Origin of the sequence: Paracoccus lichenicola, assembly GCF_009708075.1 — a bacterium.
GTDB classification, from domain to species: domain Bacteria; phylum Pseudomonadota; class Alphaproteobacteria; order Rhodobacterales; family Rhodobacteraceae; genus Paracoccus; species Paracoccus lichenicola.
Genome location: NZ_WMBT01000003.1, coordinates 466304 through 488006, shown reverse-complemented (window position 1 = coordinate 488006; position 21703 = coordinate 466304). Strand labels below are relative to the sequence as shown.

The 21703-nt window shown below is 68.2% G+C and carries 17 protein-coding genes and 1 riboswitch; of the genes, 7 read left to right on the top strand and 10 right to left on the bottom strand.

Features of this window, described 5'->3' with window-relative positions; genetic code table 11:
• The first annotated feature begins 38 nt into the window (after positions 1 to 38).
• The 6 genes from GIY56_RS08510 to argC all read left to right on the top strand — a co-directional run bounded on the left by GIY56_RS08510 (position 39) and on the right by argC (position 7593).
• Positions 39 to 2444: a membrane-bound PQQ-dependent dehydrogenase, glucose/quinate/shikimate family gene (locus tag GIY56_RS08510; protein WP_154764373.1), complete on the top strand. Its 2406-nt coding sequence runs from the start codon at positions 39 to 41 to the stop codon at positions 2442 to 2444.
• A 67-nt stretch (positions 2445 to 2511) separates the two neighbouring features.
• Positions 2512 to 3456, top strand: a complete 945-nt coding sequence (locus GIY56_RS08505) for a GAF domain-containing protein (protein WP_196053576.1) — start codon at positions 2512 to 2514, stop codon at positions 3454 to 3456.
• 129 nt (positions 3457 to 3585) lie between these two features.
• Complete coding sequence (adh, locus tag GIY56_RS08500) at positions 3586 to 5112, top strand: aldehyde dehydrogenase (protein WP_154764372.1); 1527 nt, start codon at positions 3586 to 3588, stop codon at positions 5110 to 5112.
• Positions 5113 to 5241: 129 nt separating this feature from the next.
• Positions 5242 to 6300, top strand: coding sequence for a DNA topoisomerase IB (locus GIY56_RS08495; protein WP_154764371.1), 1059 nt, complete (start codon positions 5242 to 5244; stop codon positions 6298 to 6300).
• A complete protein-coding gene (locus tag GIY56_RS08490) occupies positions 6297 to 6626 on the top strand; it encodes a DUF779 domain-containing protein (protein WP_154764370.1) in 330 nt (109 codons plus the stop codon). Before GIY56_RS08495 ends, GIY56_RS08490 begins: the two co-directional genes overlap by 4 nt.
• A gap of 55 nt (positions 6627 to 6681) precedes the next feature.
• Positions 6682 to 7593, top strand: a complete 912-nt coding sequence (gene argC, locus GIY56_RS08485) for an N-acetyl-gamma-glutamyl-phosphate reductase (RefSeq protein ID WP_154764369.1) — start codon at positions 6682 to 6684, stop codon at positions 7591 to 7593.
• A gap of 9 nt (positions 7594 to 7602) precedes the next feature.
• Here argC and gcvP read toward each other — a convergent pair whose 3' ends face one another.
• The 3 genes from gcvP to gcvT form a co-directional block, all read right to left on the bottom strand.
• Positions 7603 to 10440, bottom strand: coding sequence for an aminomethyl-transferring glycine dehydrogenase (gene gcvP, locus GIY56_RS08480; RefSeq protein ID WP_154764368.1), 2838 nt, complete (start codon positions 10438 to 10440; stop codon positions 7603 to 7605).
• A gap of 82 nt (positions 10441 to 10522) precedes the next feature.
• Positions 10523 to 10882, bottom strand: coding sequence for a glycine cleavage system protein GcvH (gcvH, locus tag GIY56_RS08475; protein ID WP_154764367.1), 360 nt, complete (start codon positions 10880 to 10882; stop codon positions 10523 to 10525).
• Positions 10883 to 10889: 7 nt separating this feature from the next.
• On the bottom strand, positions 10890 to 12014 hold the full coding sequence (gene gcvT / locus GIY56_RS08470) for a glycine cleavage system aminomethyltransferase GcvT (RefSeq protein ID WP_154764366.1): 1125 nt from the start codon (positions 12012 to 12014) through the stop codon (positions 10890 to 10892).
• 146 nt (positions 12015 to 12160) lie between these two features.
• A riboswitch (glycine riboswitch) is annotated at positions 12161 to 12249 on the bottom strand.
• Positions 12250 to 12385: 136 nt separating this feature from the next.
• On the opposite strand from gcvT, the gene GIY56_RS18855 reads away from it, so the two are divergent.
• Positions 12386 to 14083, top strand: coding sequence for a glycosyl transferase family 90 (locus tag GIY56_RS18855; RefSeq protein WP_154764365.1), 1698 nt, complete (start codon positions 12386 to 12388; stop codon positions 14081 to 14083).
• Here the strand turns inward: GIY56_RS18855 and GIY56_RS08460 are convergent.
• The 7 genes from GIY56_RS08460 to tkt form a co-directional block, all read right to left on the bottom strand.
• Entirely contained in the window at positions 14080 to 14859 is a 780-nt protein-coding gene (locus tag GIY56_RS08460) for an SDR family oxidoreductase (protein ID WP_154764364.1), read from the bottom strand. The two genes, GIY56_RS18855 and GIY56_RS08460, sit on opposite strands and share 4 nt — an antisense overlap.
• Before the next feature lie 52 nt (positions 14860 to 14911).
• Positions 14912 to 15610, bottom strand: a complete 699-nt coding sequence (gene rpe / locus GIY56_RS08455; RefSeq protein WP_154764363.1) for a ribulose-phosphate 3-epimerase — start codon at positions 15608 to 15610, stop codon at positions 14912 to 14914.
• Between the two features lie 11 nt (positions 15611 to 15621).
• A complete protein-coding gene (gene cbbX / locus GIY56_RS08450; protein ID WP_154764362.1) occupies positions 15622 to 16554 on the bottom strand; it encodes a CbbX protein in 933 nt (310 codons plus the stop codon).
• A 97-nt stretch (positions 16555 to 16651) separates the two neighbouring features.
• Entirely contained in the window at positions 16652 to 17068 is a 417-nt protein-coding gene (locus GIY56_RS08445; protein WP_154764361.1) for a ribulose bisphosphate carboxylase small subunit, read from the bottom strand.
• 82 nt (positions 17069 to 17150) lie between these two features.
• Positions 17151 to 18611, bottom strand: coding sequence for a form I ribulose bisphosphate carboxylase large subunit (locus tag GIY56_RS08440; protein WP_154764360.1), 1461 nt, complete (start codon positions 18609 to 18611; stop codon positions 17151 to 17153).
• Between the two features lie 14 nt (positions 18612 to 18625).
• Positions 18626 to 19705 carry a class II fructose-bisphosphate aldolase gene (gene fba, locus GIY56_RS08435; protein WP_154764359.1) on the bottom strand — a complete coding sequence of 360 codons (1080 nt, stop codon included), beginning with the start codon at positions 19703 to 19705 and terminating at the stop codon, positions 18626 to 18628.
• Entirely contained in the window at positions 19696 to 21699 is a 2004-nt protein-coding gene (gene tkt, locus GIY56_RS08430) for a transketolase (protein WP_230312368.1), read from the bottom strand. Before tkt ends, fba begins: the two co-directional genes overlap by 10 nt.
• Between the last annotated feature and the right edge of the window lie 4 nt (positions 21700 to 21703).

The following is a 21703-nucleotide window of genomic DNA, read 5'->3' as shown; positions in this document are numbered from 1 at the left end:
GGGCGGCCGACACGGTTCGGGTTCCAAAGGGGACATCTATGCGCATCATCATCACCTTGGCCTTTGCCCTGATCGGCGCCGTTCTTCTGGCGGGGGGCGTTTATCTGGCAACCCTGGGCGGCAGCCCGTTCATCGCCGTCTCGGGCGCGGCGCTGCTGCTTGTGGCGGTCTTGGTCGTGGCCCGCAGCCCCTGGTCCCGATGGTTTTATGCGGCATTCCTGATCGCGCTGGCGGTCTGGTCCTGGCGCGATTCGGGCTATGACTGGTGGGCGCTGGCCTCGCGGATGGGGATGTTCCTGATCCTGGGGCTGCTTTTGCTGCTGCCCATCGGCGCGCGCGGGAACCGGCCCGGCCGGATCGCCCTGTTCACTGTCACCGCCATCACCGGCATCGCCCTGCTGGGCAGCCTTGCCACCGACCCGCACGAGGTCAAGGGCGCGCTTTCCGACCAGGTCGCCAACGCCGACCCCGCCATGGGTCCGCCCGGCGGTCCCCAGGACTGGCTGGCCTATGGGCGAACCAGCTTCGGCCAGCGGTTCTCTCCCCTCGACCAGATCACCGCCGAAAACGTCGCCTCGCTGGACACCGCCTGGACCTACCGGACCGGCGACGTGCGCCTGCCGGAAGACACGGACGAGACGACCTATCAGGCGACCCCGATCAAGGTGGGCAACACGCTGTATCTGTGCACGCCGCACAACTGGCTGGTGGCGCTGGATGCCGACACCGGGGCCGAACGCTGGGTTTACAAGGCCGCCATCGGTCCGCTGAGCCAGCGCCAGCACCAGACCTGCCGGGGCGTCAGCTATTGGCCGGGCGAGGGGGCTGCGGCCACTGCCACCGCCCCTGCGCCCGCCGTTCTGCCCGCCGCGACCGACCATCCGCAAGGCCCCGCCGTCAGCGCCGACGCGCAGTCGTCCGGTCCCTGCACGGACCGGCTGTTCATGCCGACCTCGGACGCGCACATGCTGGCGCTGAACCCGCAAACCGGGCAGCTGTGCAGCGATTTCGCCGACAACGGCGCGCTGAACCTGATCCACAACATGCCCTTCAAGCAGGCGGGGTTTTACTATTCCACCTCGCCCCCGGTCATCATCGGCAATGCCCTGGTGGTGGGCGGGGCTGTCAACGACAACTATGACGTGAACGCGCCGTCGGGGGTGATCCGGGCCTATGACGTGCGCGACGGGCGGCTGCTCTGGAACTGGGATTCGGGCAATCCCGACGCGACCGCGCCTTTTGACGTGAACGACCCGGACCAGACCTATACGCCGTCCTCGCCCAACAGCTGGGCGCCCTTGTCGGCGGACCCGGAACTGGGACTGGTCTATGTGCCGATGGGCAACCGCACGCCCGACCAGCTGGGCATGTTCCGCAACGAGGCCGAGGAAACCTATTCCTCCTCGGTCGTGGCGCTGGATGCGGCCACGGGCCAGGCCCGCTGGGTGCAGCAGTTCGTGCATCACGACCTGTGGGACATGGACACGCCCGCGCAGCCCACGCTGCTGGACCTGGACATGCCGGGGGGCCGGGTGCCCGCCCTGGTGGTGCCGACCAAGCAGGGCGACGTTTACGTCCTGAACCGCCAGACCGGTGCGCCGATCCTGCCCGTCACCGAACGCCCCGCCCCGCAGGGCACGGTCCCCGAGGATTTCGCGGCCCCGACCCAGCCGGTCTCGGCCCTGTCCTTCGAGCCGGAACCCCTGACCGAATCGTCGATGTGGGGCGCCACGCTGATCGACCAGCTGCTGTGCCGGATCGAGTTCCGCAAGCTGCGCTACGAAGGCCGCTATACGCCGCCGTCGCTGCAAGGCACGCTGGTCCATCCCGGCAACTTCGGCGTCTTCAACTGGGGCGGCATCGCCGTCGATCCGCGCCGCCAGGTGATGTTCGGGATGCCGCTGCAACTGGCCTTCACCTCGCGCCTGGTGCCCGCGGAACAGGCGGAAGGGGCCACCAATTCCGGCGAACAGGGGCTGAATTCCAACATGGGCGCGCCTTACGCGGTGGAAATGGGGCCGTTCCTGTCGCCCCTGGGCGTGCCCTGCCAGCAGCCGCCCTGGGGGTTCGTCGCGGGCGCCGACCTGCGCACGGGCGAGATCGCCTGGAAGCACCGAAACGGCACGACCCTGGACATGACGCCGCTGCCCTTGGCCCTGCCCCTGGGGATGCCGGGCATTGGCGGGCCAATCATCACCGGGTCGGGCGTGGTCTTCATGGCCGCCGCAGTGGACAACTATCTGCGCGCCTATGACCTGACCACGGGGCGGGAATTGTGGCGCGGGCGTCTGCCCGCGGGCGGGCAGGCCACGCCCATGACCTATCTGGACAGCCAGGGGCGGCAGATGGTGGTGCTGGTCGCGGGCGGGCACGGGTCCATCGGCACCGATCTGGGCGATCACGTGCTGGCCTGGCGGCTGCCTGCCGCCACCACCGGCAATTAACGCTTGGTCGGATTGCCGCCTGGCGTGCTATACTGTCCGCTACCGACCGAGGAGGAGCCGGCCCGGTATGCGTCACGCCGATCATGTCGCGAAAGAGTCGCAGTCGAATTCCGCGACTTCCGCCCTTGCCGCGTCCTGGCGGCGGTCGTTGCTGAAGCACGGGCTGGACCCGTCCGACGCGCGCCGCCCCGAACGCCTGACCCTTGACGAACTGGCCCGCCGCCGGCAGGCGATGGAGCATTTCCTGCGCGTGGCCAGCCCGCAGCTGGACCAGTTGTTCAACCTGGTGGGGCTGTCGGGCTGCAATGTCCTGCTGACCGACGCGGATGGCGTGGTGCTGGACCAGCGGGTGAACGGGGCGGATGCCGAGCAGTTCCGGGACTGGGGCCTGTGGCAGGGCGCCGACTGGTCCGAGGCCGCGCAGGGCACCAATGGCATCGGCACCTGCCTGGCCGAAGGGCGGCCCATCACGATCCACCGCGACGAACATTTCCGCACCCGCAACACCGCCATGTCCTGCATGGACGCGCCGATCTGGGGACCGGACGGGCGGTTGCTGGCGGCGCTGGATGTCAGTTCCGCCCGCGCCGACCAGACGGAACGATACAACCGGCTGATCGGCGCGCAGGTGGCCCAGACGGCGCGGGCCATCGAGGCGATGTTCTTCCGCGCGAGCTTCCCCGGCGCCCGGATCGTCGCGCCCGGCGATTCGGTCGATGCGGCGGTGCTGCTGGCGGTGGACAAGGACGACCTGGCCATCGGCGCGACCCGCGCCGCTCGCCGCGCCCTGGGACTGGAACGCGAAGGCGCGATCCGCCCGCGCCCGGCCGCCGACCTGCTGGGCCGCGACGACGATCTACGCGGCTTCGACAAGGCCGAACGCGCGGCCGTGGCGCGGGCGCTTGCGCGGGCCGAGGGCAACGTGTCCGCCGCCGCGCGCGCCTTGGGCGTGGGGCGGGCCACGCTCTATCGCCGCATGGCGCGGTTGGGCCTGGGCGAAAGATCTGGCTGACTGTCTCATCCATGAGACAGGGTCGGGGCTGCGGCGCGGGATCGGCGGTTGCAACGAATCGCGCGACCCCCAAGCTGTCACCGATACCTGGAGAGGGAGAGACTCCGGGCCAATCCTGAGGAGGAAGATATGCCGAACGACCAGACGCACGAGTTCAAGGGCGTGGGCGTGATGCCCTTTGCCAAGCGTTACGACAACTTTATCGGCGGCCAGTGGGTCGCGCCGAAGGGGGGCCGGTATTTCACCAACACCACCCCCATCACCGGCGCCGCCATCGGCGAGATCGCCCGGTCAGGCCCCGAGGACATCGAGGCAGCACTGGACGCCGCCCACGCCGCCAAGGACAAGTGGGGCCAGACCTCGGTCGCGGAACGCTCGCTGGTGCTGCTGCGCATCGCCGACCGGATGGAACAGAACCTGGAACTGCTGGCCACGGCGGAAACCTGGGACAACGGCAAGCCCATCCGTGAAACCATGGCCGCCGACCTGCCGCTGGGCATCGACCATTTCCGTTACTTCGCCGGTGTCCTGCGCGCGCAGGAAGGCGGCATCTCGGAAATCGACAACGACACGGTCGCCTATCACTTCCACGAACCCCTGGGCGTGGTGGGCCAGATCATCCCCTGGAACTTTCCGCTGCTGATGGCGGTGTGGAAGCTGGCGCCCGCGCTGGCCGGGGGCAACTGCGTGGTGCTGAAGCCCGCCGAACAGACCCCCGCCAGCATCATGGTGTTCATGGATCTGATCGCCGACCTGCTGCCGCCGGGCGTGCTGAACGTCGTGAACGGCTTCGGGCTTGAGGCCGGCAAGCCGCTGGCCTCGAACCCGCGCATCGCCAAGATCGCCTTTACCGGGGAAACCACCACCGGGCGGCTGATCATGCAATACGCGTCCGAAAACCTGATCCCGGTCACGCTGGAACTGGGCGGCAAGTCGCCCAACATCTTCTTCGAGGACGTGCTGCGCCAGGAAGACGACTTCTTCGACAAGGCCCTGGAAGGCTTCGCGATGTTCGCGCTGAACCAAGGCGAGGTCTGCACCTGCCCGTCGCGCGTGCTGATCCAGGAATCGATCTATGACCGCTTCATGGAACGGGCGCTCAAGCGTGTCGAGGCGATCAAGCAGGGCGACCCGCGCGACAGCGCCACGATGATCGGCGCGCAGGCATCCAGCGAGCAGAAGGAGAAGATCCTTTCCTACTTCGACATCGGCCGCAAGGAAGGCGCCGAGGTGCTGATCGGCGGCGAGGCGGCCGACCTGGGCGGAGAGCTGTCCAGCGGATACTACATCAAGCCGACCGTGTTCCGCGGCAACAACAAGATGCGCATCTTCCAGGAGGAGATCTTCGGCCCCGTGGTGTCCGTGACCACCTTCAAGGACCAGGACGAGGCGCTGTCGATCGCCAACGACACGCTCTACGGCCTGGGCGCGGGCATCTGGTCGCGCGACGCCACCACCTGCTACCGCTTCGGCCGCGCGATCAAGGCGGGCCGGGTCTGGACCAACTGCTATCACGCCTATCCGGCGCACGCGGCCTTTGGCGGCTACAAGCAGTCGGGCATCGGGCGCGAGAACCACAAGATGATGCTGGACCATTACCAGCAGACCAAGAACATGCTGGTCAGCTATTCGCCCAAGAAGCTGGGCTTCTTCTGAAACGGGCGGGCCGGGGCGAACCCGGCCCGTCCTGCCGCGCCCGGGCCATGCGCCTGTCCTTCCCGCCCGGGCGCAACCATCCGCCGGGCGCGGCGTTGAACCGGAAGCCATCCGCTTCCGGTTCTTCACATGCCCAAGGACGCCGTCATTTCCGATCCCCGCGATGCCGCGAAAGAGGCGGGGCTGGTCTATGTCAACGACGACATGCCCGGGATCACCCGGAAACGGTCCGGCAAGGGGTTCAGCTATCGCGGCCCGGACGGCAAGCCGGTCACCGACAAGGCGGAACGGGCGCGGCTGGCATCGCTCGCGATCCCGCCCGCCTATACCGATGTCTGGATCTGCCCCGATCCGCGCGGCCATATCCAGGCCACGGGGCGCGACGACAAGGGCCGCAAGCAATACCGCTATCACCCCGATTTCCGCGCGGTCCGCGACAGCGCCAAATACGACCACATGCTGGACTTCGCCCATGCCCTGCCGCAGATCCGCGAACGGGTGGACCAGGACATGTCGCGGCGCGGGATGCCCGCCGAAAAGGTGCTGGCGACCGTGGTGCATCTGCTGGAAAACACCATGATCCGGGTGGGCAACCTGGATTACGCCAGGCAGAACAAGTCCCACGGCCTGACCACCCTGCGCGACCGGCACGTGAAGATCGACGGGAACGAGATCCGCTTCCGCTTCAAGGGCAAGTCGGGCAAGGAATGGAACCTGGGCCTGAAGGACCGCCGCGTGGCCCGCATCGTGCGCGCCGCCCAGGACATCCCCGGCCAGCACCTGTTCCAGTATCTGGACGAGAATGGCGAACGGCAGAAGGTCACCTCGACCGAGGTGAACGCCTACCTGCGCGAGATTTCCGGCCGGAACGTCACCGCCAAGGATTTCCGCACCTGGACCGGCACCGTCCTGGCCGCCCTGGCGCTGATGGAATACGAATCCTGCGACAGCCCCGCCGCCGCCAAGCGCAACATCCGCGAGGCGATCGAACGCGTGGCGGCCCGGCTGGGCAACACCCCCACGATCTGCCGCAAGTGCTATATCCACCCCCAGGTGATCGATTCCTATCTGGCTGATGATCTGAAGCTGGAATTGCAGGAGGAAATCGCCGAGGATCTGCAACAACCCGGCCTGCGTCCCGAAGAGCGGCAGGTGCTGGAGTTCCTGAAGAAAAGGTTGAAGACATGAGCACGGTTTCCGCAACCCCCGCCGCCCTTGACCTGATCGCCGAGATCGTGGCCGACCACGGTCCCGTCCTGTTCCATCAGTCGGGCGGCTGCTGCGACGGGTCGTCCCCCATGTGCTATCCCCAGGGGGATTTCCGCGTGGGCGAACGCGACGTGAAGCTGGGAGAGATCGGCGGCGCGCCCTTCTATATCAGCGCGTCGCAAGCCGAGGCCTGGGCGCATACGGATCTCATCATCGACGTGGTGCCCGGGCGCGGCGGCATGTTCAGCCTGGACAACGGGCGCGAGAAGCGATTTCTCACTCGGTCGGAAATCTGTTCGATCTGATTGGCAGGGGGCTGGCGGTCCCCTATAACGCCCCGACATCATCGGGGACCCCATCATGGCATACAGCGTTTTCATCGACGGCGAGGCAGGCACCACCGGCCTGCAAATCCGCGAGCGGATCGAGACGCGCGATGACATCCGCCTGATCGCCATCGACCCCGACCGCCGCAAGGACGCCACCGCCCGGCGCGAGGCGTTCCAACAGGCCGACGTGGCGATCCTGTGCCTGCCCGACGATGCGGCCCGGCAGGCGGTGGATCTCGCGCGCGATCTGGACGTGCGGATCATCGACGCATCGACCGCGCATCGGGTGGACGACCGCTGGGCCTTCGGCTTCCCGGAACTGAACGCGGGCGCGCGCCACCGGATCGCGGACGCCCGGCTGGTCAGCAATCCCGGCTGCTATTCCACCGGCGCCATCGCCATCCTGGCGCCCCTGGTCGCGGCGGGGCTGATCGCGCCCGATGAACCCCTGACCATCAACGCCGTCAGCGGCTATACCGGCGGCGGCAAGGCGCTGATCGCGGAATACGAGGACGGCGCGGCGCCCGCGCACTTTGTCTATGGCCTGAACCAGCGCCACAAGCACATCCCGGAAATCATGGCCCATGCAGGCCTGTCGCGCCAGCCGATCTTCGCGCCGGCGGTCGGCAACTTCGCCCAGGGCATGGCGGTGCAGGTGCCGCTGTTCCTGGACGACCGCCGCACCTTGGACAGCTTGACCGCCGCCCTGGCCGATCATTACGCGGGCCAACGCTTCATCGAGGTCGCCCAAGGCACGGGTTCCCGCATCGTGCCGACGGACCTGAACGACACCAACAGGCTGCGCATCACCGTCCAGGGCGATCCTGACAACGGCTGCGCCACGGTGGTGGCGGTTCTGGACAACCTGGGCAAGGGCGCGTCGGGCGCGGCGGTCCAGAACCTCAACATCATGCTGGGCGTGGACGAGGGGTCGGGCCTTTAGGCCCGACCCTTATTCCGCCGCCTCGGCATAGGCCTCCAGCGGCGGGCAGGTGCAGACCAGATTGCGGTCGCCATAGGCATTGTCCACCCGGCCCACCGGCGGCCAGTACTTGTCCACCCGGAACGCGCCCGGCGGGAAGCAGCCCTGTTCGCGGCTGTAGGCGCGGTCCCAGTCGGCCACCAGATCCTCGACCGTGTGGGGGGCATGGCGCAGCGGGCTTTGGTCCGCCGCGATGCGGCCCTCGGCCACGTCCGTGATCTCGTCCCGGATGGCCAGCAGGGCGGTGATGAAGCGGTCGATCTCGGCCTTGGTCTCGGACTCGGTCGGTTCCACCATCAGCGTGCCCGCGACAGGCCAGCTCATGGTCGGCGCATGGAAGCCGTTGTCGATCAGCCGCTTGGCGATGTCGTCCACCGTGACGCCATGTTCGGCGAAGGGCCGCGTGTCGATGATGCATTCGTGGGCGACCCGTCCCCGGTTGCCCATGAACAGGATCGGATAGGCCCCGGCCAGGCGGCTGGCGATATAGTTCGCGTTCAGGATTGCCACGCGGGTCGCCTGCGTCAGCCCGGCCCCGCCCATCATCAAACAATAGGCCCAGGAAATCAGCAGGATCGACGCGCTGCCATAGGGTGCCGCGCTGACCGCGCCGCTGTCGTCGTCGCGCGGATCGCCGGGCAGGAAGGGCGCCAGATGCGCCTTGACCCCGATCGGCCCCATGCCCGGCCCGCCGCCGCCATGCGGGATGGCAAAGGTCTTGTGCAGGTTCAGGTGGCTGACATCGCCGCCGATCTCGCCCGGCTTCACCAGGCCCACCAGGGCGTTCATGTTCGCCCCGTCGATATAGACCTGGCCGCCGTGCCTGTGGGTGATGTCGCAAACCTCGCGCAGGGTGTCCTCGAACACGCCGTGGGTCGAGGGATAGGTGATCATCACCGCCGCCAGCCTGTCCCCGGCCTTCGCCGCCTTGTCGGCAAAGTCCTCCAGGTCGATGTCGCCGTTCGGCGCGGATTTCACCACCACGACCTTCATGCCGCACATCTGCGCGGATGCCGGGTTGGTGCCATGGGCCGACACGGGGATCAGGCAGACATCCCGATCCTCGCCGCGCGAGCGGTGATAGGCGGCGATGGTCAGCAGCCCCGCATATTCCCCCTGCGCGCCGCTGTTGGGCTGCATGGAAAACGCGTCGTATCCCGTGATCGCGCACAGCTTGTCGGTCAGATCGGCAATGGCCTCGGCATAGCCGGCCGCCTGGTCGGCGGGGGCAAAGGGATGTAGGGCGCCGAATTCCGGCCAGGTGATCGGCATCATCTCGGCCGCGGCGTTCAGCTTCATGGTGCATGACCCCAGCGGGATCATCGCCCGGTCCAAGGCCAGGTCGCGGTCCGACAAGCGGCGCATGTAGCGCATCATCTCGGATTCCGCACGGTTCATGTGGAAGACCGGATGGGTCAGATAGTCGGACTCGCGCAGCAGCGCCTCGGGGATCGCCGGAGCGGTGGCCTGCGTGGCGGGATCGGTGATGCCGAAGGCGTCCAGCAGCCGCGCGATCACGCCCGCATCGGTCGTCTCGTCCACGCTGATGCCCACGCGGTCCCGGCCCACCTTGCGCAGGTTGATGCCGCGATGCCGCGCGGCGGCCAGGATCCCCGCCTGCCCCACGCCCACCTTGACGGTGATCGTGTCGAAAAAGGCATCCGGCGCGACCTCGGCCCCCGCCGCGCGCAAGGCGTCGGCCACCGTGACCGCGTGCAGATGCACCCGCTGGGCGATGGCGCGCAGGCCCACCGGCCCGTGGAAGACGGCATAAAAGGACGCCATCACCGCCAGCAACGCCTGCGCGGTGCAGACGTTGGACGTGGCCTTCTCGCGCCGGATATGCTGCTCGCGGGTTTGCAGCGACAGGCGATAGGCCTGGTTGCCCTTGGCGTCGATGCTGACGCCCACGATCCGCCCCGGCATGGCGCGCTTCAGGTCGTCCCGGCAGGACATGAAGGCCGCATGCGGCCCGCCATAGCCCATCGGCACCCCGAACCGCTGCGCGGACCCCACGGCGATGTCGGCCCCCATGGCGCCCGGTTCGCGCAGCAGGCACAGCGCCAGCAGGTCCGTCGCCACCACCGCCAGGGCGCCTGTCGCGTGCAGCGCCTCGATTTCCGGGGTCAGGTCGCGGATGTGCCCATAAGTGCCGGGATACTGGAAGATCGCGCCGAAGACCTGGGTCGCGTCCAGATCGTCGATCGAGGCTTTGACGATGCGGATGCCCAGCGGCGCGGCCCGCGTCTCGATCACCGCAATCGTCTGCGGATGCAGGTCATGGGCCACGAAAAAGGCATCCGCCCTGGACTTCGACTGCCGCCGGGCCATGGCCATCGCCTCGGCCGCCGCCGTCGCCTCGTCCAGCAGCGACGCGTTGGCGACCGGCAGCCCGGTCAGATCGGCCACCATGGTCTGATAATTCAGCAGCGCCTCCAGCCGCCCTTGGGCGATCTCGGGCTGATAGGGGGTATAGGCCGTATACCAGGCCGGGTTTTCCAGGATGTTGCGCTGGATCGCGGGCGGCGTGACGGTGCCGTAGTATCCCTGGCCGATCAGGCTGGTCATCACCGTGTTCTTCGCCGCGACCTGCCGCATCCGGTCCAGCAGCGCGGCCTCGGACAGGGCGGGCCAGTCCAGCGCCGCGTCCTGCCGGATCGCCGCGGGGATGGTCTGGTCGATCAGCGCGTCCAGGCTGTCGGCGCCCACGGCCTTCAGCATCTCGGCCATCTCGGCAGGCGAAGGCCCGATATGGCGGCGGTTCGCGAAATCGTCGGGGTTGTAGTCGGTCGGGGTCCAGCGGGTCATGATCGCCTTCTTTTCCAAGGCGGCTTTTGCCTTGGCCTAAATATCCTCGGGGGGTCCGGGGGGCGAAGCGCCCCCGGCAGCATCAGCCGATCAGCGCCTGATAGGCGGCCTCGTCCATGAAGCCGTCCATGGCACCCGCATCCGTGGGCTTGATGCGGAAGAACCAGGCCGACAGCGCGTCGTCGTTCACCTGGCCCGGCGCGTCCGCCAGCGCGCCGTTGACCGCCGTGATGACGCCCGAAACCGGGGCCGCGATGTCGGACGCCGCCTTGACGGATTCGATCACCACGACCTCGTCGCCCGCCTGGACCTCGCGGCCTTCCTCGGGCAGTTCGATGAAGACGACATCGCCCAGCTGCTCGCTGGCGTGGGGGGTGATGCCCACGACGATCTCGTCCCCTTCGGCGCGCAGCCATTCGTGGTCTTCGGTGTATTTCAGCATGGGATCCTCAGCGTTTGTAGGACGGGGTGATGAAGGGCAGGGGGGCGATGGCCACGGGGATGCGCTTGCCGCGCAGTTCCGCGTGGACCGTCGCGCCGTCGGGCAGGCCAGCGGGCAGGCGCGCCATGGCGACGGGACCGCCCACCGACGGGCCGAAGCCGCCCGATGAGACATGGCCGATGGCCTCGCCCCCCTCGGCGTCCGCAAAGATTGCCACGCCCTCGCGGATCGGCGCGCGGCCCTCGGGGCGCAGCCCGCGGCGCACCGCCGCCGGGCCTTGGGCCAGTTCGGCCAGAACCGCATCCGCACCCGGAAAGCCGCCCGCCCGCGCGCCGCCCGCGCGGCGGACCTTGGGGATCGACCAGCCAAGCGCCGCCTGCCCGGGCGTCACGCCCGCGTCCATGTCATGCCCGTAAAGCGGCATCCCCGCCTCCAGCCGCAGACTGTCGCGGGCACCAAGGCCGATAGGGGCCACCTCGGGCTGATCCAGCAAGCCTTGCGCGAAATCACGCAGCCGGGCTTCGGGAACCGAAACCTCGAACCCGTCCTCGCCGGTATAGCCCGACCGGGACACCCACAACTCCACCCCGTTCCACGCGTGAACCTGGCTGTCCATGAAGCGCATGGCGGCCACGGCGGGGACCAGCCGGGCCAGCACCTCGGCGGCCAGCGGCCCTTGCAGCGCCAGCAGGCCCCGGTCGGTGACAGGCGTCACCTGAACCCCCTCCAGGGTTCGCAGATGCGCGATGTCCTGCGCGGCGCAGGCGGCGTTCACCACCAGCAGGAAATGATCGCCCCGATTGGCGAACATCAGGTCGTCCCCGATCCCTCCCGCGTGATTCGTGAACAGCCCATACCGCTGCCGCCCCGGCGCGAGGCCCAGCACATCCGCCGGGATGAGGCGTTCCAGGGCCAGCGCAGCCGCCGCCATGTCGCCTTCCCGCGGCGTGACCAGAACCTGGCCCATGTGGCTGACATCGAACAGCCCCGCCTTGGCGCGCGTGTGCAGATGCTCGGCCATCACGCCCATCGGGTATTGCACCGGCATCTCCCACCCCGCGAAGGGGACCATGCGGGCGCCCAGCGACAGATGCAGGTCGTAAAGTCCGGTCCGGCGCGGATCGTCGGTCATGCGACCTTCCTCTCTCAAACAGCCGGGCAGCCGGCATCGGTTGGCGGGCGCTATGCCCGAAACGATGCCCCCTCTGTCCCTGCCCCAATGGGGCGCCTGAGATCGTTATCCCTTCGGCGGGCCTTGCGGCCACTCTCCAGAGCTTCTGGCGGAAAACGGTCCTTTTGCCTGAGAGTTCGCCGGGGCGGCTGCTCCTTCGGCACTGGCGCGGGCCAGCTTCTCCCGAGTTCCGATGGCGTCAGAGCTAGCCGGGCGGCAGGCGCAAGGCAAGCCTTTTGTCGCAGTCCGCAACCCCGACGCGATTGACAGCGGCCCCCACCCGCAGCAAGGGTCGCGCGGCATCAACGGGGTGCATCGAAACAGGGGGCGGCGTGGCGCGGAAATTCTTTCAGATCGGCTTCAACAAATGCGGCACGACCTTCATCGCCAAGCTGTTTGAAATGAACGGCTATCCGACCGTCCACTGGGCCGAGGGCGCCCTGGCCGAGGATATCGCGTATTCCAAGCTCGCCGGAAGCACACCCTTGCAGCCCTGGCCCGACACGGTGGCCTTCACCGACATGGAATCGGTGCGCTACCTGAACATGCCGATCATCGAGGCCTTCAAGGAGTTCCGCTTCCTTGACGAAAGCCATCCCGGCTCGGTCTTCCTGCTGAACACCCGCCGGGTCGAGGATTGGGTCGTCAGCCGCTACATGCACCGGGGCGGCAGCTATGCCCGCGCAACCGCCCAGATCCGGGGCGTGGCGGTGGGCGACCTGGCCGACCTGTGGGCCGCCGAATGGGACGCCCATCTGGCCGATTGCCGCGCCTATTTCGCAGGCCGGGCCGAGTTCGTGGAGATCGACATCGACCATGCCGCGCCCGGCGATTACCGCGACGCCCTGGCGCCCTGGTTCGACCTGAAGGACTGCCCGCCCCGCCCCGGCGCGGGGGTGAAATCGCGGCGCGAAGGCTATCTGGCCCCCCTGTCGCGGATGCTGGAGGCCCCCCCGGCAGGGACGGGCATTGCCCCCGCCGACCGCGACCGGATCAGCGCCGCCATCGCCGCCGCCGCGCGACCCGCCACAGTCGTTCCGGCGGGTTATCCGGCGGGGTCGAACCATCAGGCCGTGGTCGATCTGGACAGGAACGAGGTCCGCGACAGCCGGGGCGAGGTCCTGCCCCTGCGCCGCAGCCCGGACAGGGTCTTCTACGCCAAGCCGGGGATAGCGCAGCTGCTGCGCATCGCCACCACGGCCAACGACATCGCCCAGGCGGCGGATCGCGGCGTTTATCGCATCGACATGCAGCCCGGCCATGCGGGCGGGCAGGGCGGGGCGGTCCTGGCCGCTTGCCGCAGGAAAGGGGCGGCCAATGCCTTTTTGTGGCCGATGCCCTGGATCCACCGGCTGGGCAACGACGGCTATCTGGGCCGTCCCGACCGCGTCGATCCGCCCTTTGGCCAAAAGCTGGACCGCACGGTCTGGCGCGGCGATCTGTCGGGCCATGTCCTGGACGGGGACGGCCAGCCCCGCCGCCCCGTGCATCAGGCCGTAAGCGATCTGCTGGCGGGCAACCCGGACGCCGCGGCTGACCTGCGCGCCGCCACCCGGGTCGCCCTGGTCCTGGACCACCTGGGATCGCCCGACGTGGATGCCGCCCTGACCCCCGACGCGCGCGGGCAGCGGGCGCTGGAGCGCGCGGGCCTGTCGCATCTGACCGCGCCCCGGAAGGGCGACGACTTCCTGCTGTCGCACCGCTACCTGATCTGCCTGGGCGCGACCTCGGGGGCCGAGGAGTTCCTGCCGCTCGCCAACAGCCATTCGGTCGTGCTGCTGGAAGAAGACGGCTGGGACATCTTCGCGCGCGCCATCTTCCAGCCCTGGCAGCATTACATCCCCCTGCGTCCCGGCGCGGGCGACCTGGCGGACAGGCTGGCCTGGGCACGCGCCAACCCCGAGGCTTGCCGGCAGATCTCGGCCCGCGCCCGCGCCCTCTGCGCCGTGCTGGCCGACCCCGAGGCCCGGCGCATCCAGCTTGCCGCCATCCTGCGCGATTACCGCGCCGCCACGGGACAGCCCGCCTAGATCGTGACGTTCAGCGCGCCGCCGTCCAGCAGGATGTTCTGGCCCACGATGAAGCGCGCCTGTTGGCTGCACAGGAACGCGCAGGCCGCGCCGAAATCTTCAGGCGTGCCATAGGTGCCGGTGGGGATGCCCGCCTGCCGCTGCGCCCGCGCCTCCTCCAGGGTGATGCCCTGCTTGTCGCTGACGCCCTTGTCCAGGCTGACGGCCCGGTCGGTCGCATGGATGCCGGGCAGGATGTTGTTCACGCAAACCCCGTGCCCCGCCACCTGCCGCGACATGCCCGCGACGAACCCGGTCAGCCCGGCCCGCGCCGTGTTCGACAGCCCCAGCACCGATACGGGAGAGCGCACCGAGGCCGAGGTGATGTTGACCACCCGGCCCCATCCCCGCTCCATCATGGGGGGCACAAGCGCCTGCATCAGCGCCACGGCCGACAGCATGTTGGCGTCGATGGCGCGGATGAAGTCCTCGCGGCTCCAGTCCCGCCAGTCGCCGGGCGGCGGGCCGCCTGCATTCGTGACCAGAATGTCGGCCTGTCCGACGGCGGCCAGCACCTTGGCGCGGCCTTCGTCCGTGGTGATGTCGGCGGCGACGGGGGTGACGCTGACGCCATGTTTCCGCGCGATTTCCTTGGCCGTCCGGGTTATCTCGGATTCGGTGCGGCTGTTGATGACCAGATCCACGCCCGCCTCGGCCAAGGCCTCGGCGCAGCCGCGCCCCAGTCCCTTCGATGCCGCGCAGACAAGCCCGCGCTTTCCCCTGATGCCCAGATCCATTGCCTGTCCCCTTCTGTCCTGCGCCGCAGGGAAGCGCGGGTCGGGCGGATTGTCAAATCGCTTGGGCAAGCCCCCGCGCCGCGTCCCGGATCGCCCGGATGTTCTGCCCATAGACCTGCGGCTGACCCACCGAGCCGCCCTTGAAGACCGCCGATCCCGCCACCAGCACGTCGGCCCCGGCCTTGGCGACCAGGGGCGCGGTGACGGGATCGACGCCGCCGTCCACCTGGATGTGGATGGGCCGGTCGCCGATGGTGCCGCGCAACCGGGCGATCTTGTCGATCTGCGAATGGATGAACTTCTGCCCGCCGAAACCGGGGTTCACGGTCATCACCAGCACCATGTCGGCCAGATCCAGCAGGTATTCCACCGCCTCGACCGGGGTGCCGGGATTGAGCGCGATCCCCGCCTTTTTTCCCGTGGCGCGGATGGCTTGCAGGGTGCGGTGGGGGTGCGGCCCCGCCTCGACATGGGCGGTGATCATGTCGGCGCCGGCTTCGGCATAAGCCTCGATATAGGGGTCCACCGGGGCGATCATCAGGTGAACGTCCATGAGGGTCTTCACATGCGGGCGGAAGGCCTTCACGGCGGGCGGGCCGAAGGTCAGGTTCGGCACGAAATGCCCGTCCATCACGTCCACATGGACCCAGTCGGCGCCCTGCGCCTCGATGGCGCGGATCTCGGCGCCGAAGTTGGCGAAATCGGCGGACAGGATGGACGGCGCGATCTTGACGGTGCGGTCGAATGTCATGGCGGATTTCCCTATTCGGCGGCCTGCCGCATCGCCTGCCCGGTCTTGCGGTCCACGTCAAGCCCGCCCCGAAAGACGCGGCTGGCGCGGATGTCGGGTTCCGTGATCAGCGACAGGCGGTCGGCGCCGATGGGACCGCTCGCCTCGGTGAACAGCCGGTTCGCCTGCCGCAGGCGGGCGCGGTCCAGGGCGTTTCGGACCGACCGGGCATTGGCGAAATGCGGCTGGCCGCGCCGCGCGGCGATGTATTCCTCCATCGCCGCCCGCGCCCCGTCGTCCAGGCGATAGTTCTGCCGGGCCAGCATGGTTTGTGCGATGTGCAGCAGTTCGCCGTCCGAATAATCGGGAAACTCGATGTGATGGGCGATGCGCGACCGGAACCCGGGGTTCGAGGCGAAGAAGCGGTCCATCCGGTCGCCATAGCCTGCCAGAATCACCACCAGGTCGTCGCGGTTGTTTTCCATCACCTGGAGCAGGATCTCGATGGCCTCCTGGCCATAGTCGCGTTCGTTGTCGGGCCGGTACAGGTAATAGGCCTCGTCGATGAACAGCACGCCGCCCATGGCCTTTTTCAGCACCTCCTTGGTCTTGGGGGCGGTGTGGCCGATGTATTGGCCGACCAGGTCGTCGCGCGTGACCGTCACCAGGTGGCCCTTGCGGACATAGCCCAGGCGGTGCAGCAGGTCGGCCATCTTCAGCGCGACCGTGGTCTTGCCGGTGCCGGGATTGCCGGTGAAGGACATGTGCAGCGTGGGCGTTTCCGTGGCCAGGCCCAGTTGGCGGCGGGCCTGATCGACCAGCAGCAGGGCGGCGGTTTCGCGGATGCGGGACTTGACGGGTTCAAGACCGATCAGCGTCTCGTCCAGTTCGCGCAGCACGTCGCGCACGCCGCTGTCCTCGAACGCGGCGGTCAGATCGACATGGGTGGGGCGGGACTCGTCCATCGTTCACCTCCAAGGACCGACGCGGCAGGAAACCGCGCCTTCACCTTTGCCTAAATATCCTCTGGGGGTCCGGGGGGCGAAGCGCCCCCGGCCTTGATCAATAGCGCATCCCTTCGGGTTCGCGCACCGCATAGCTTTCGATCGTGTATCGGACGCTGCGGCCCTCGGCTTCCTGGCGGATCAGGCGGAACCCGGGTTCGGTCGCAGGGCGGTTCACGATGAAGCTCATGCGGATGGATTCCCACCCGGGGGACGCGTCAAAGGCGATGACGCGGATGTATGTGCCGCCATGTTCCTTGCGGCATTCGTTGACCTCGAAGACCACGGCGGCGGCGTCCGGGTTGTCGAACATGGGATGGCCCCACATTTCCCAATAGGTGTTCCGGGGATGCGGGTCGTCGGTGTATTCGACCGACACGGCCCAGCCGTTGTCGATGGCGTATTGGGCCTGCACGCGGATGTCGTCGTCCGACAGGTCGGGCAGGAAGCTGAACTGACCTTGGCGCAGTTTCATCGGTTGGCTCCTTTGTGGCGGGGGAGGTGCGTGCAGAGCACGCACCCTACGGAAGGTGCGTGTTCACGCGCACCGGTGCGGGTCACATCGACACTTCGGGCGTGGGCGCGAAGTCCGGCGCGTCGGTCGAGGCATAGTTGAAGGACACGTCCTTCCACACGTCCAGCGCCTGCTTCAGCGGCGTGCAGGTGCGGGCGGCATCGCGCAGGATGTCCTCGCCCTCGTTCCAGATGTCGCGGCCGGCGTTGCGGGCGAAGACCATGGCCTCCAGCGCCACGCGGTTGGCGGTCGCGCCCGCCTCGATGCCCTGAGGATGGCCGATGGTGCCGCCGCCGAATTGCAGCACCACGTCCTCGCCCAGATAGGTCAGCAGCTGGTGCATCTGGCCCGCATGGATCCCGCCCGACGCCACCGGCATCATCTTGTTGAGCGATGCCCAGTCCTGGTCGAAGAAGATGCCGTTTTCCAGCGCCATCGGGTTCCGCTCCTCGCGGAAGATGTCGTAATAACCCTTGGTCGTGGCCGGATCGCCTTCCAGCTTGCCCACGACGGTGCCCGCGTGCAGGTGATCGACGCCTGCAAGCCGCATCCATTTGGCGATGACGCGGAAGCTGACGCCGTGGCTGCGCTGGCGGGTATAGGTCGAATGCCCCGCCCGATGCAGGTGCAGGATCATGTCGTTGTCGCGCGCCCATTTCGCCATCGACTGAATGGCGGTATAGCCGATCACCAGGTCGATCATCACGATCACGGAACCCAGCGATTTCGCGAATTCCGCGCGGGCATACATTTCCTCCATCGTCCCGGCGGTGACGTTCAGATAGGTGCCCTTGACCTCGCCCGTTGCGGCGGATGCGCGGTTCACCGCCTCCATGCAGTACAGGAACCTGTCGCGCCAATGCATGAAAGGCTGGCTGTTGATGTTCTCGTCATCCTTGGTGAAGTCGAGGCCCCCCTTCAGCGCCTCATAGACGACGCGGCCATAATTGCGGCCCGACAGGCCCAGCTTGGGCTTGACCGTGGCGCCCAGCAGCGGGCGGCCATAGACGTTCAGCCGCTCGCGTTCCACGACGATGCCGGTCGCCGGTCCCTGGAAGGTCTTGACGTAGGCCACGGGCAGGCGCATGTCCTCCAGCCGCAGGGCCTTCAAGGGCTTGAAGCCGAAGACGTTCCCGATGATGGATGCGGTCAGGTTGGCGATGGAGCCGCCCTCGAACAGGTCCAGGTCATAGGCGATATAGGCGAAGTATTCGCCCGCGCTGTTCGGCACCGGATCCACGCGATAGGCCTTGGCGCGGTATTTCTCGCAAGCCGTCAGGCGGTCGGTCCAGACCACGGTCCAGGTCGCGGTGCTGCTTTCGCCCGCCACCGCCGCTGCAGCCTCGATGGCGTCCACCCCGTCCTGCGGCGTGATGCGGAACAGCGCGATCACGTCGGTGTCCTTGGGGACATAGTCGGGTTCCCAATAGCCCATCTGGGCGTATTTCAGCACGCCCGCGGCGTAACGCTTTTGCGCGTCCAGCTTGGTCGGCATCTCGTTCATGGTGTGTCTCCTCCTCAGGCGGCGCGCGCGCCGGTGATGGCCGGGTCCAGTGCCCCCGACGCATAACGTTTGGCCATCTCGTCCATCGAGACGGCCTTGATCTTGTGGGCCTGCCCCGCCGTGCCGAAGCGTTCGAACCGGTCGCGGCAGAGCGCGGTCAGTTCCGCCATGGCAGGGATCATGAACTTGCGGGGATCGAATTCGTCCGGGCGCTCGCGGGCGACCTTGCGGAAATGCCCGGTCATCGCCATGCGGCAGTCGGTGTCGATGTTGACCTTGCGCACGCCCATGCGGATGCCGCGCTCGATTTCTTCCACGGGGACGCCCCAGGTCTGCGGCATCTGCCCGCCGGAGTCGTTGATGAGATCCTGCAGGTGCTGGGGGACTGAGCTTGAGCCGTGCATCACCAGATGCGTGCCGGGCAGGCGGTCGTGGATCGCCTGGATGACGTGCATCGCCAGGATCTCGCCATCGGGTTTGCGGGTGAACTTGTAGGCGCCGTGCGAGGTGCCGCAGGCGATCGCCAGCGCGTCGCAGCGGGTGCGCAGGACGAAATCGACGGCCTGATCGGGATCGGTCAGAAGCTGGCTGTGGTCCAGCTTGCCTTCGGCGCCCGAGCCGTCCTCGGCGGCGGCTTCCCCGGTCTCCAGGCTGCCCAGCACGCCTAGCTCGCCCTCGACGCTGGCGCCGACCGCGTGCGCCGCCTCGGCCACCTTGGCCGTCACCGCGACGTTGTAGGCGTAATCGGCGGGCGTCTTCATGTCCTCGTGCAGCGACCCGTCCATCATCACGCTGGTAAAACCGTGGCGGATCGCGGACATGCAGGTGGCCAGGTCGTTGCCGTGGTCTTGGTGCAGGCAGATGGGCACGCCCGGGTTCATCTCGGCCAGGGCCTCGACCATGCGGCGCAGCATGATGTCGCCCGCATAGGACCGCGCCCCGCGACTGGCTTGCAGGATCACCGGGGCATCGACCGCCGCCGCGGCCTTCAGGATCGCCAGGCCCTGTTCCATGTTGTTGATGTTGAAGGCGGGCACGCCATAGCCATGCTCGGCGGCGTGGTCCAGAAGCTGTCTCAGCGTGATCAGCGCCATTCGTCCTCTCCCTTGATGAGTTTTCGGGCCAAGGCGGCGACCGCCTCGGGCGTGATGCCGAAATGGCGGTAAAGCGCGGGGGCGGGGGCGGATGCGCCGAAACCCGTCATGCCGACGAAGCCGTCCTCGGGGCGCAGGAACAAATCCCATCCCTGGCGAATCGCGGCCTCGATCCCGATGCGGGGGGCGTCGCACAGCACGCCCTGCCGATAGGCGCGGTCCTGGGCCGCGAACAGCTCGAAGCACGGGGCGGATACGACGGCGGCGTTGATCCGGTCCGCCCGCAGCAGGTCGGCGGCGGCCAAGGCGATCTCGACCTCGGACCCGGTGGCGATCAGGGTCACGTCGCGGGCCGTGGGCGTGGCGCGCAGGACATAGGCGCCGCGGCGCGAGCGGTTAGTGTCCTCATCCTCGATCCGCACCGTGGGCAGGTTCTGGCGTGACAGGGCCAGGACCGAGGGGTCGGGGCTGGTCAGCGCGATCTCCCAGGCCTCGGCGGTTTCCACGGCATCGGCGGGGCGGAAGACCTGGAGGTTCGGGATGGCGCGCAGGGATGCCAGATGCTCGACCGGCTGGTGGGTCGGGCCGTCCTCTCCTAACCCGATGCTGTCATGGGTCATCACATGGACGACGCGGACGCCCATCAGCGCGCCGAGGCGGATGGCGGGCCGCGAGTAATCGGCAAAGGCCAGGAAGGTGCCGCCATAGGGGATGAAGCCCCCGTGCAGCGCGATGCCGTTCATCACCGCGGCCATGGCGTGTTCGCGGATGCCGTAGTGGATGTAGCGGCCCGCATAGTTGCCGGGGCGGATGGCAGTCATTCCCGTGCTGCGGGTCAGGTTCGATCCGGTCAGATCCGCGCTGCCGCCGATGGTCCGGGGCAGGGCGGCGTTGATGACCTCCAAAGCCATCTCGCTGGCCTTGCGGGTTGCCACCTTCGGGCGATCCGCGGCAAGCCCTTGGCAATGATCGGCAATCGCCTTGCGCAGCGCGGATGCATCGGGCGCACCCTGGGCGGCCAGAAAGGCGGCACGGTCGGGGGAGGTTTCCAGCCGTGCCGCCCAGTCCGCCCGCGCCTGCGCCCCGCGTGCCGCGATGGCGGCCCAGGCGGTGGTGACATCGGCGGGCAGGATGAAGGGGTCGTGCGGCCAGTCCAGCACCTTGCGGGCGGCGGCGATCTCCTCGGCCCCCAGCGGCGCGCCGTGGACATCATGGCCGCCCTGCTTGTTCGGCGCGCCAAAGCCGATGACGGTCCTGCACGCGATCATGGACGGGCGGTCGTCGGCCCGCGCGGCCTCGATGGCGGCGGCCACCGCCTCGCGGTCGTGCCCGTTCACCGCCTGCACATGCCAGCCTGCGGCGGCAAAGCGCGCCCCCTGGTCAGTGCTGGTGGACAGGTCCGTGCCGCCGTCGATGGTGATGCCGTTGTCGTCCCACAGCACGATCAGGCGGCCAAGGCGCAGGTGGCCCGCAAGGTCGATGGCCTCGTGGCTGATCCCCTCCATCAGGCAGCCGTCGCCCGCGATCACATAGGTCCAGTGGTCCGTCAGATCCGGCCAGCGGGCATGGGCCATGCGCTCGGCCAAGGCCATGCCCACGGCGCTGGCGATGCCCTGGCCCAAGGGACCGGTGGTCATCTCGATCCCCTGGACATGGCCGTATTCCGGGTGGCCCGCCGTGCGCGATCCCATCTGCCGGAACGCGCGGATCTGGTCGGTGCCCATATCAGAATAGCCCAGCAGGTGGTGGATCGCATAGACCAGCATGGAGCCATGCCCCGCCGACATCACGAAGCGGTCGCGGTCGGGCCAGCGGGGGTCGGCCGGGTCCACCCGCATGAAGCGGTTGAACAGCACGGTGGCCACATCCGCCATGCCCATCGGCGCGCCGGGATGGCCGGATTTCGCGGCCTCGACCGCGTCCATGGCCAGGGCGCGGATCGCGTTTGCCATCCGGGTTTCCAAGGCGGGGTCTATGCGGGTCATCTGGTTCATGGCG

What these genes read in the sequence shown, in the direction of transcription:
- GIY56_RS08510 (WP_154764373.1), top strand. Translation starts at nt 39, where the DNA reads ATGCGCATCATCATCACCTTGGCCTTTGCCCTGATCGGCGCCGTTCTT.
- GIY56_RS08505 (WP_196053576.1), top strand. Translation starts at nt 2,512, where the DNA reads ATGCGTCACGCCGATCATGTCGCGAAAGAGTCGCAGTCGAATTCCGCG.
- adh (WP_154764372.1), top strand. Translation starts at nt 3,586, where the DNA reads ATGCCGAACGACCAGACGCACGAGTTCAAGGGCGTGGGCGTGATGCCC.
- GIY56_RS08495 (WP_154764371.1), top strand. Translation starts at nt 5,242, where the DNA reads ATGCCCAAGGACGCCGTCATTTCCGATCCCCGCGATGCCGCGAAAGAG.
- GIY56_RS08490 (WP_154764370.1), top strand. Translation starts at nt 6,297, where the DNA reads ATGAGCACGGTTTCCGCAACCCCCGCCGCCCTTGACCTGATCGCCGAG.
- argC (WP_154764369.1), top strand. Translation starts at nt 6,682, where the DNA reads ATGGCATACAGCGTTTTCATCGACGGCGAGGCAGGCACCACCGGCCTG.
- gcvP (WP_154764368.1), bottom strand. Translation starts at nt 10,440, where the DNA reads ATGACCCGCTGGACCCCGACCGACTACAACCCCGACGATTTCGCGAAC.
- gcvH (WP_154764367.1), bottom strand. Translation starts at nt 10,882, where the DNA reads ATGCTGAAATACACCGAAGACCACGAATGGCTGCGCGCCGAAGGGGAC.
- gcvT (WP_154764366.1), bottom strand. Translation starts at nt 12,014, where the DNA reads ATGACCGACGATCCGCGCCGGACCGGACTTTACGACCTGCATCTGTCG.
- GIY56_RS08460 (WP_154764364.1), bottom strand. Translation starts at nt 14,859, where the DNA reads ATGGATCTGGGCATCAGGGGAAAGCGCGGGCTTGTCTGCGCGGCATCG.
- rpe (WP_154764363.1), bottom strand. Translation starts at nt 15,610, where the DNA reads ATGACATTCGACCGCACCGTCAAGATCGCGCCGTCCATCCTGTCCGCC.
- cbbX (WP_154764362.1), bottom strand. Translation starts at nt 16,554, where the DNA reads ATGGACGAGTCCCGCCCCACCCATGTCGATCTGACCGCCGCGTTCGAG.
- GIY56_RS08445 (WP_154764361.1), bottom strand. Translation starts at nt 17,068, where the DNA reads ATGAAACTGCGCCAAGGTCAGTTCAGCTTCCTGCCCGACCTGTCGGAC.
- GIY56_RS08440 (WP_154764360.1), bottom strand. Translation starts at nt 18,611, where the DNA reads ATGAACGAGATGCCGACCAAGCTGGACGCGCAAAAGCGTTACGCCGCG.
- fba (WP_154764359.1), bottom strand. Translation starts at nt 19,705, where the DNA reads ATGGCGCTGATCACGCTGAGACAGCTTCTGGACCACGCCGCCGAGCAT.
- tkt (WP_230312368.1), bottom strand. Translation starts at nt 21,699, where the DNA reads ATGAACCAGATGACCCGCATAGACCCCGCCTTGGAAACCCGGATGGCA.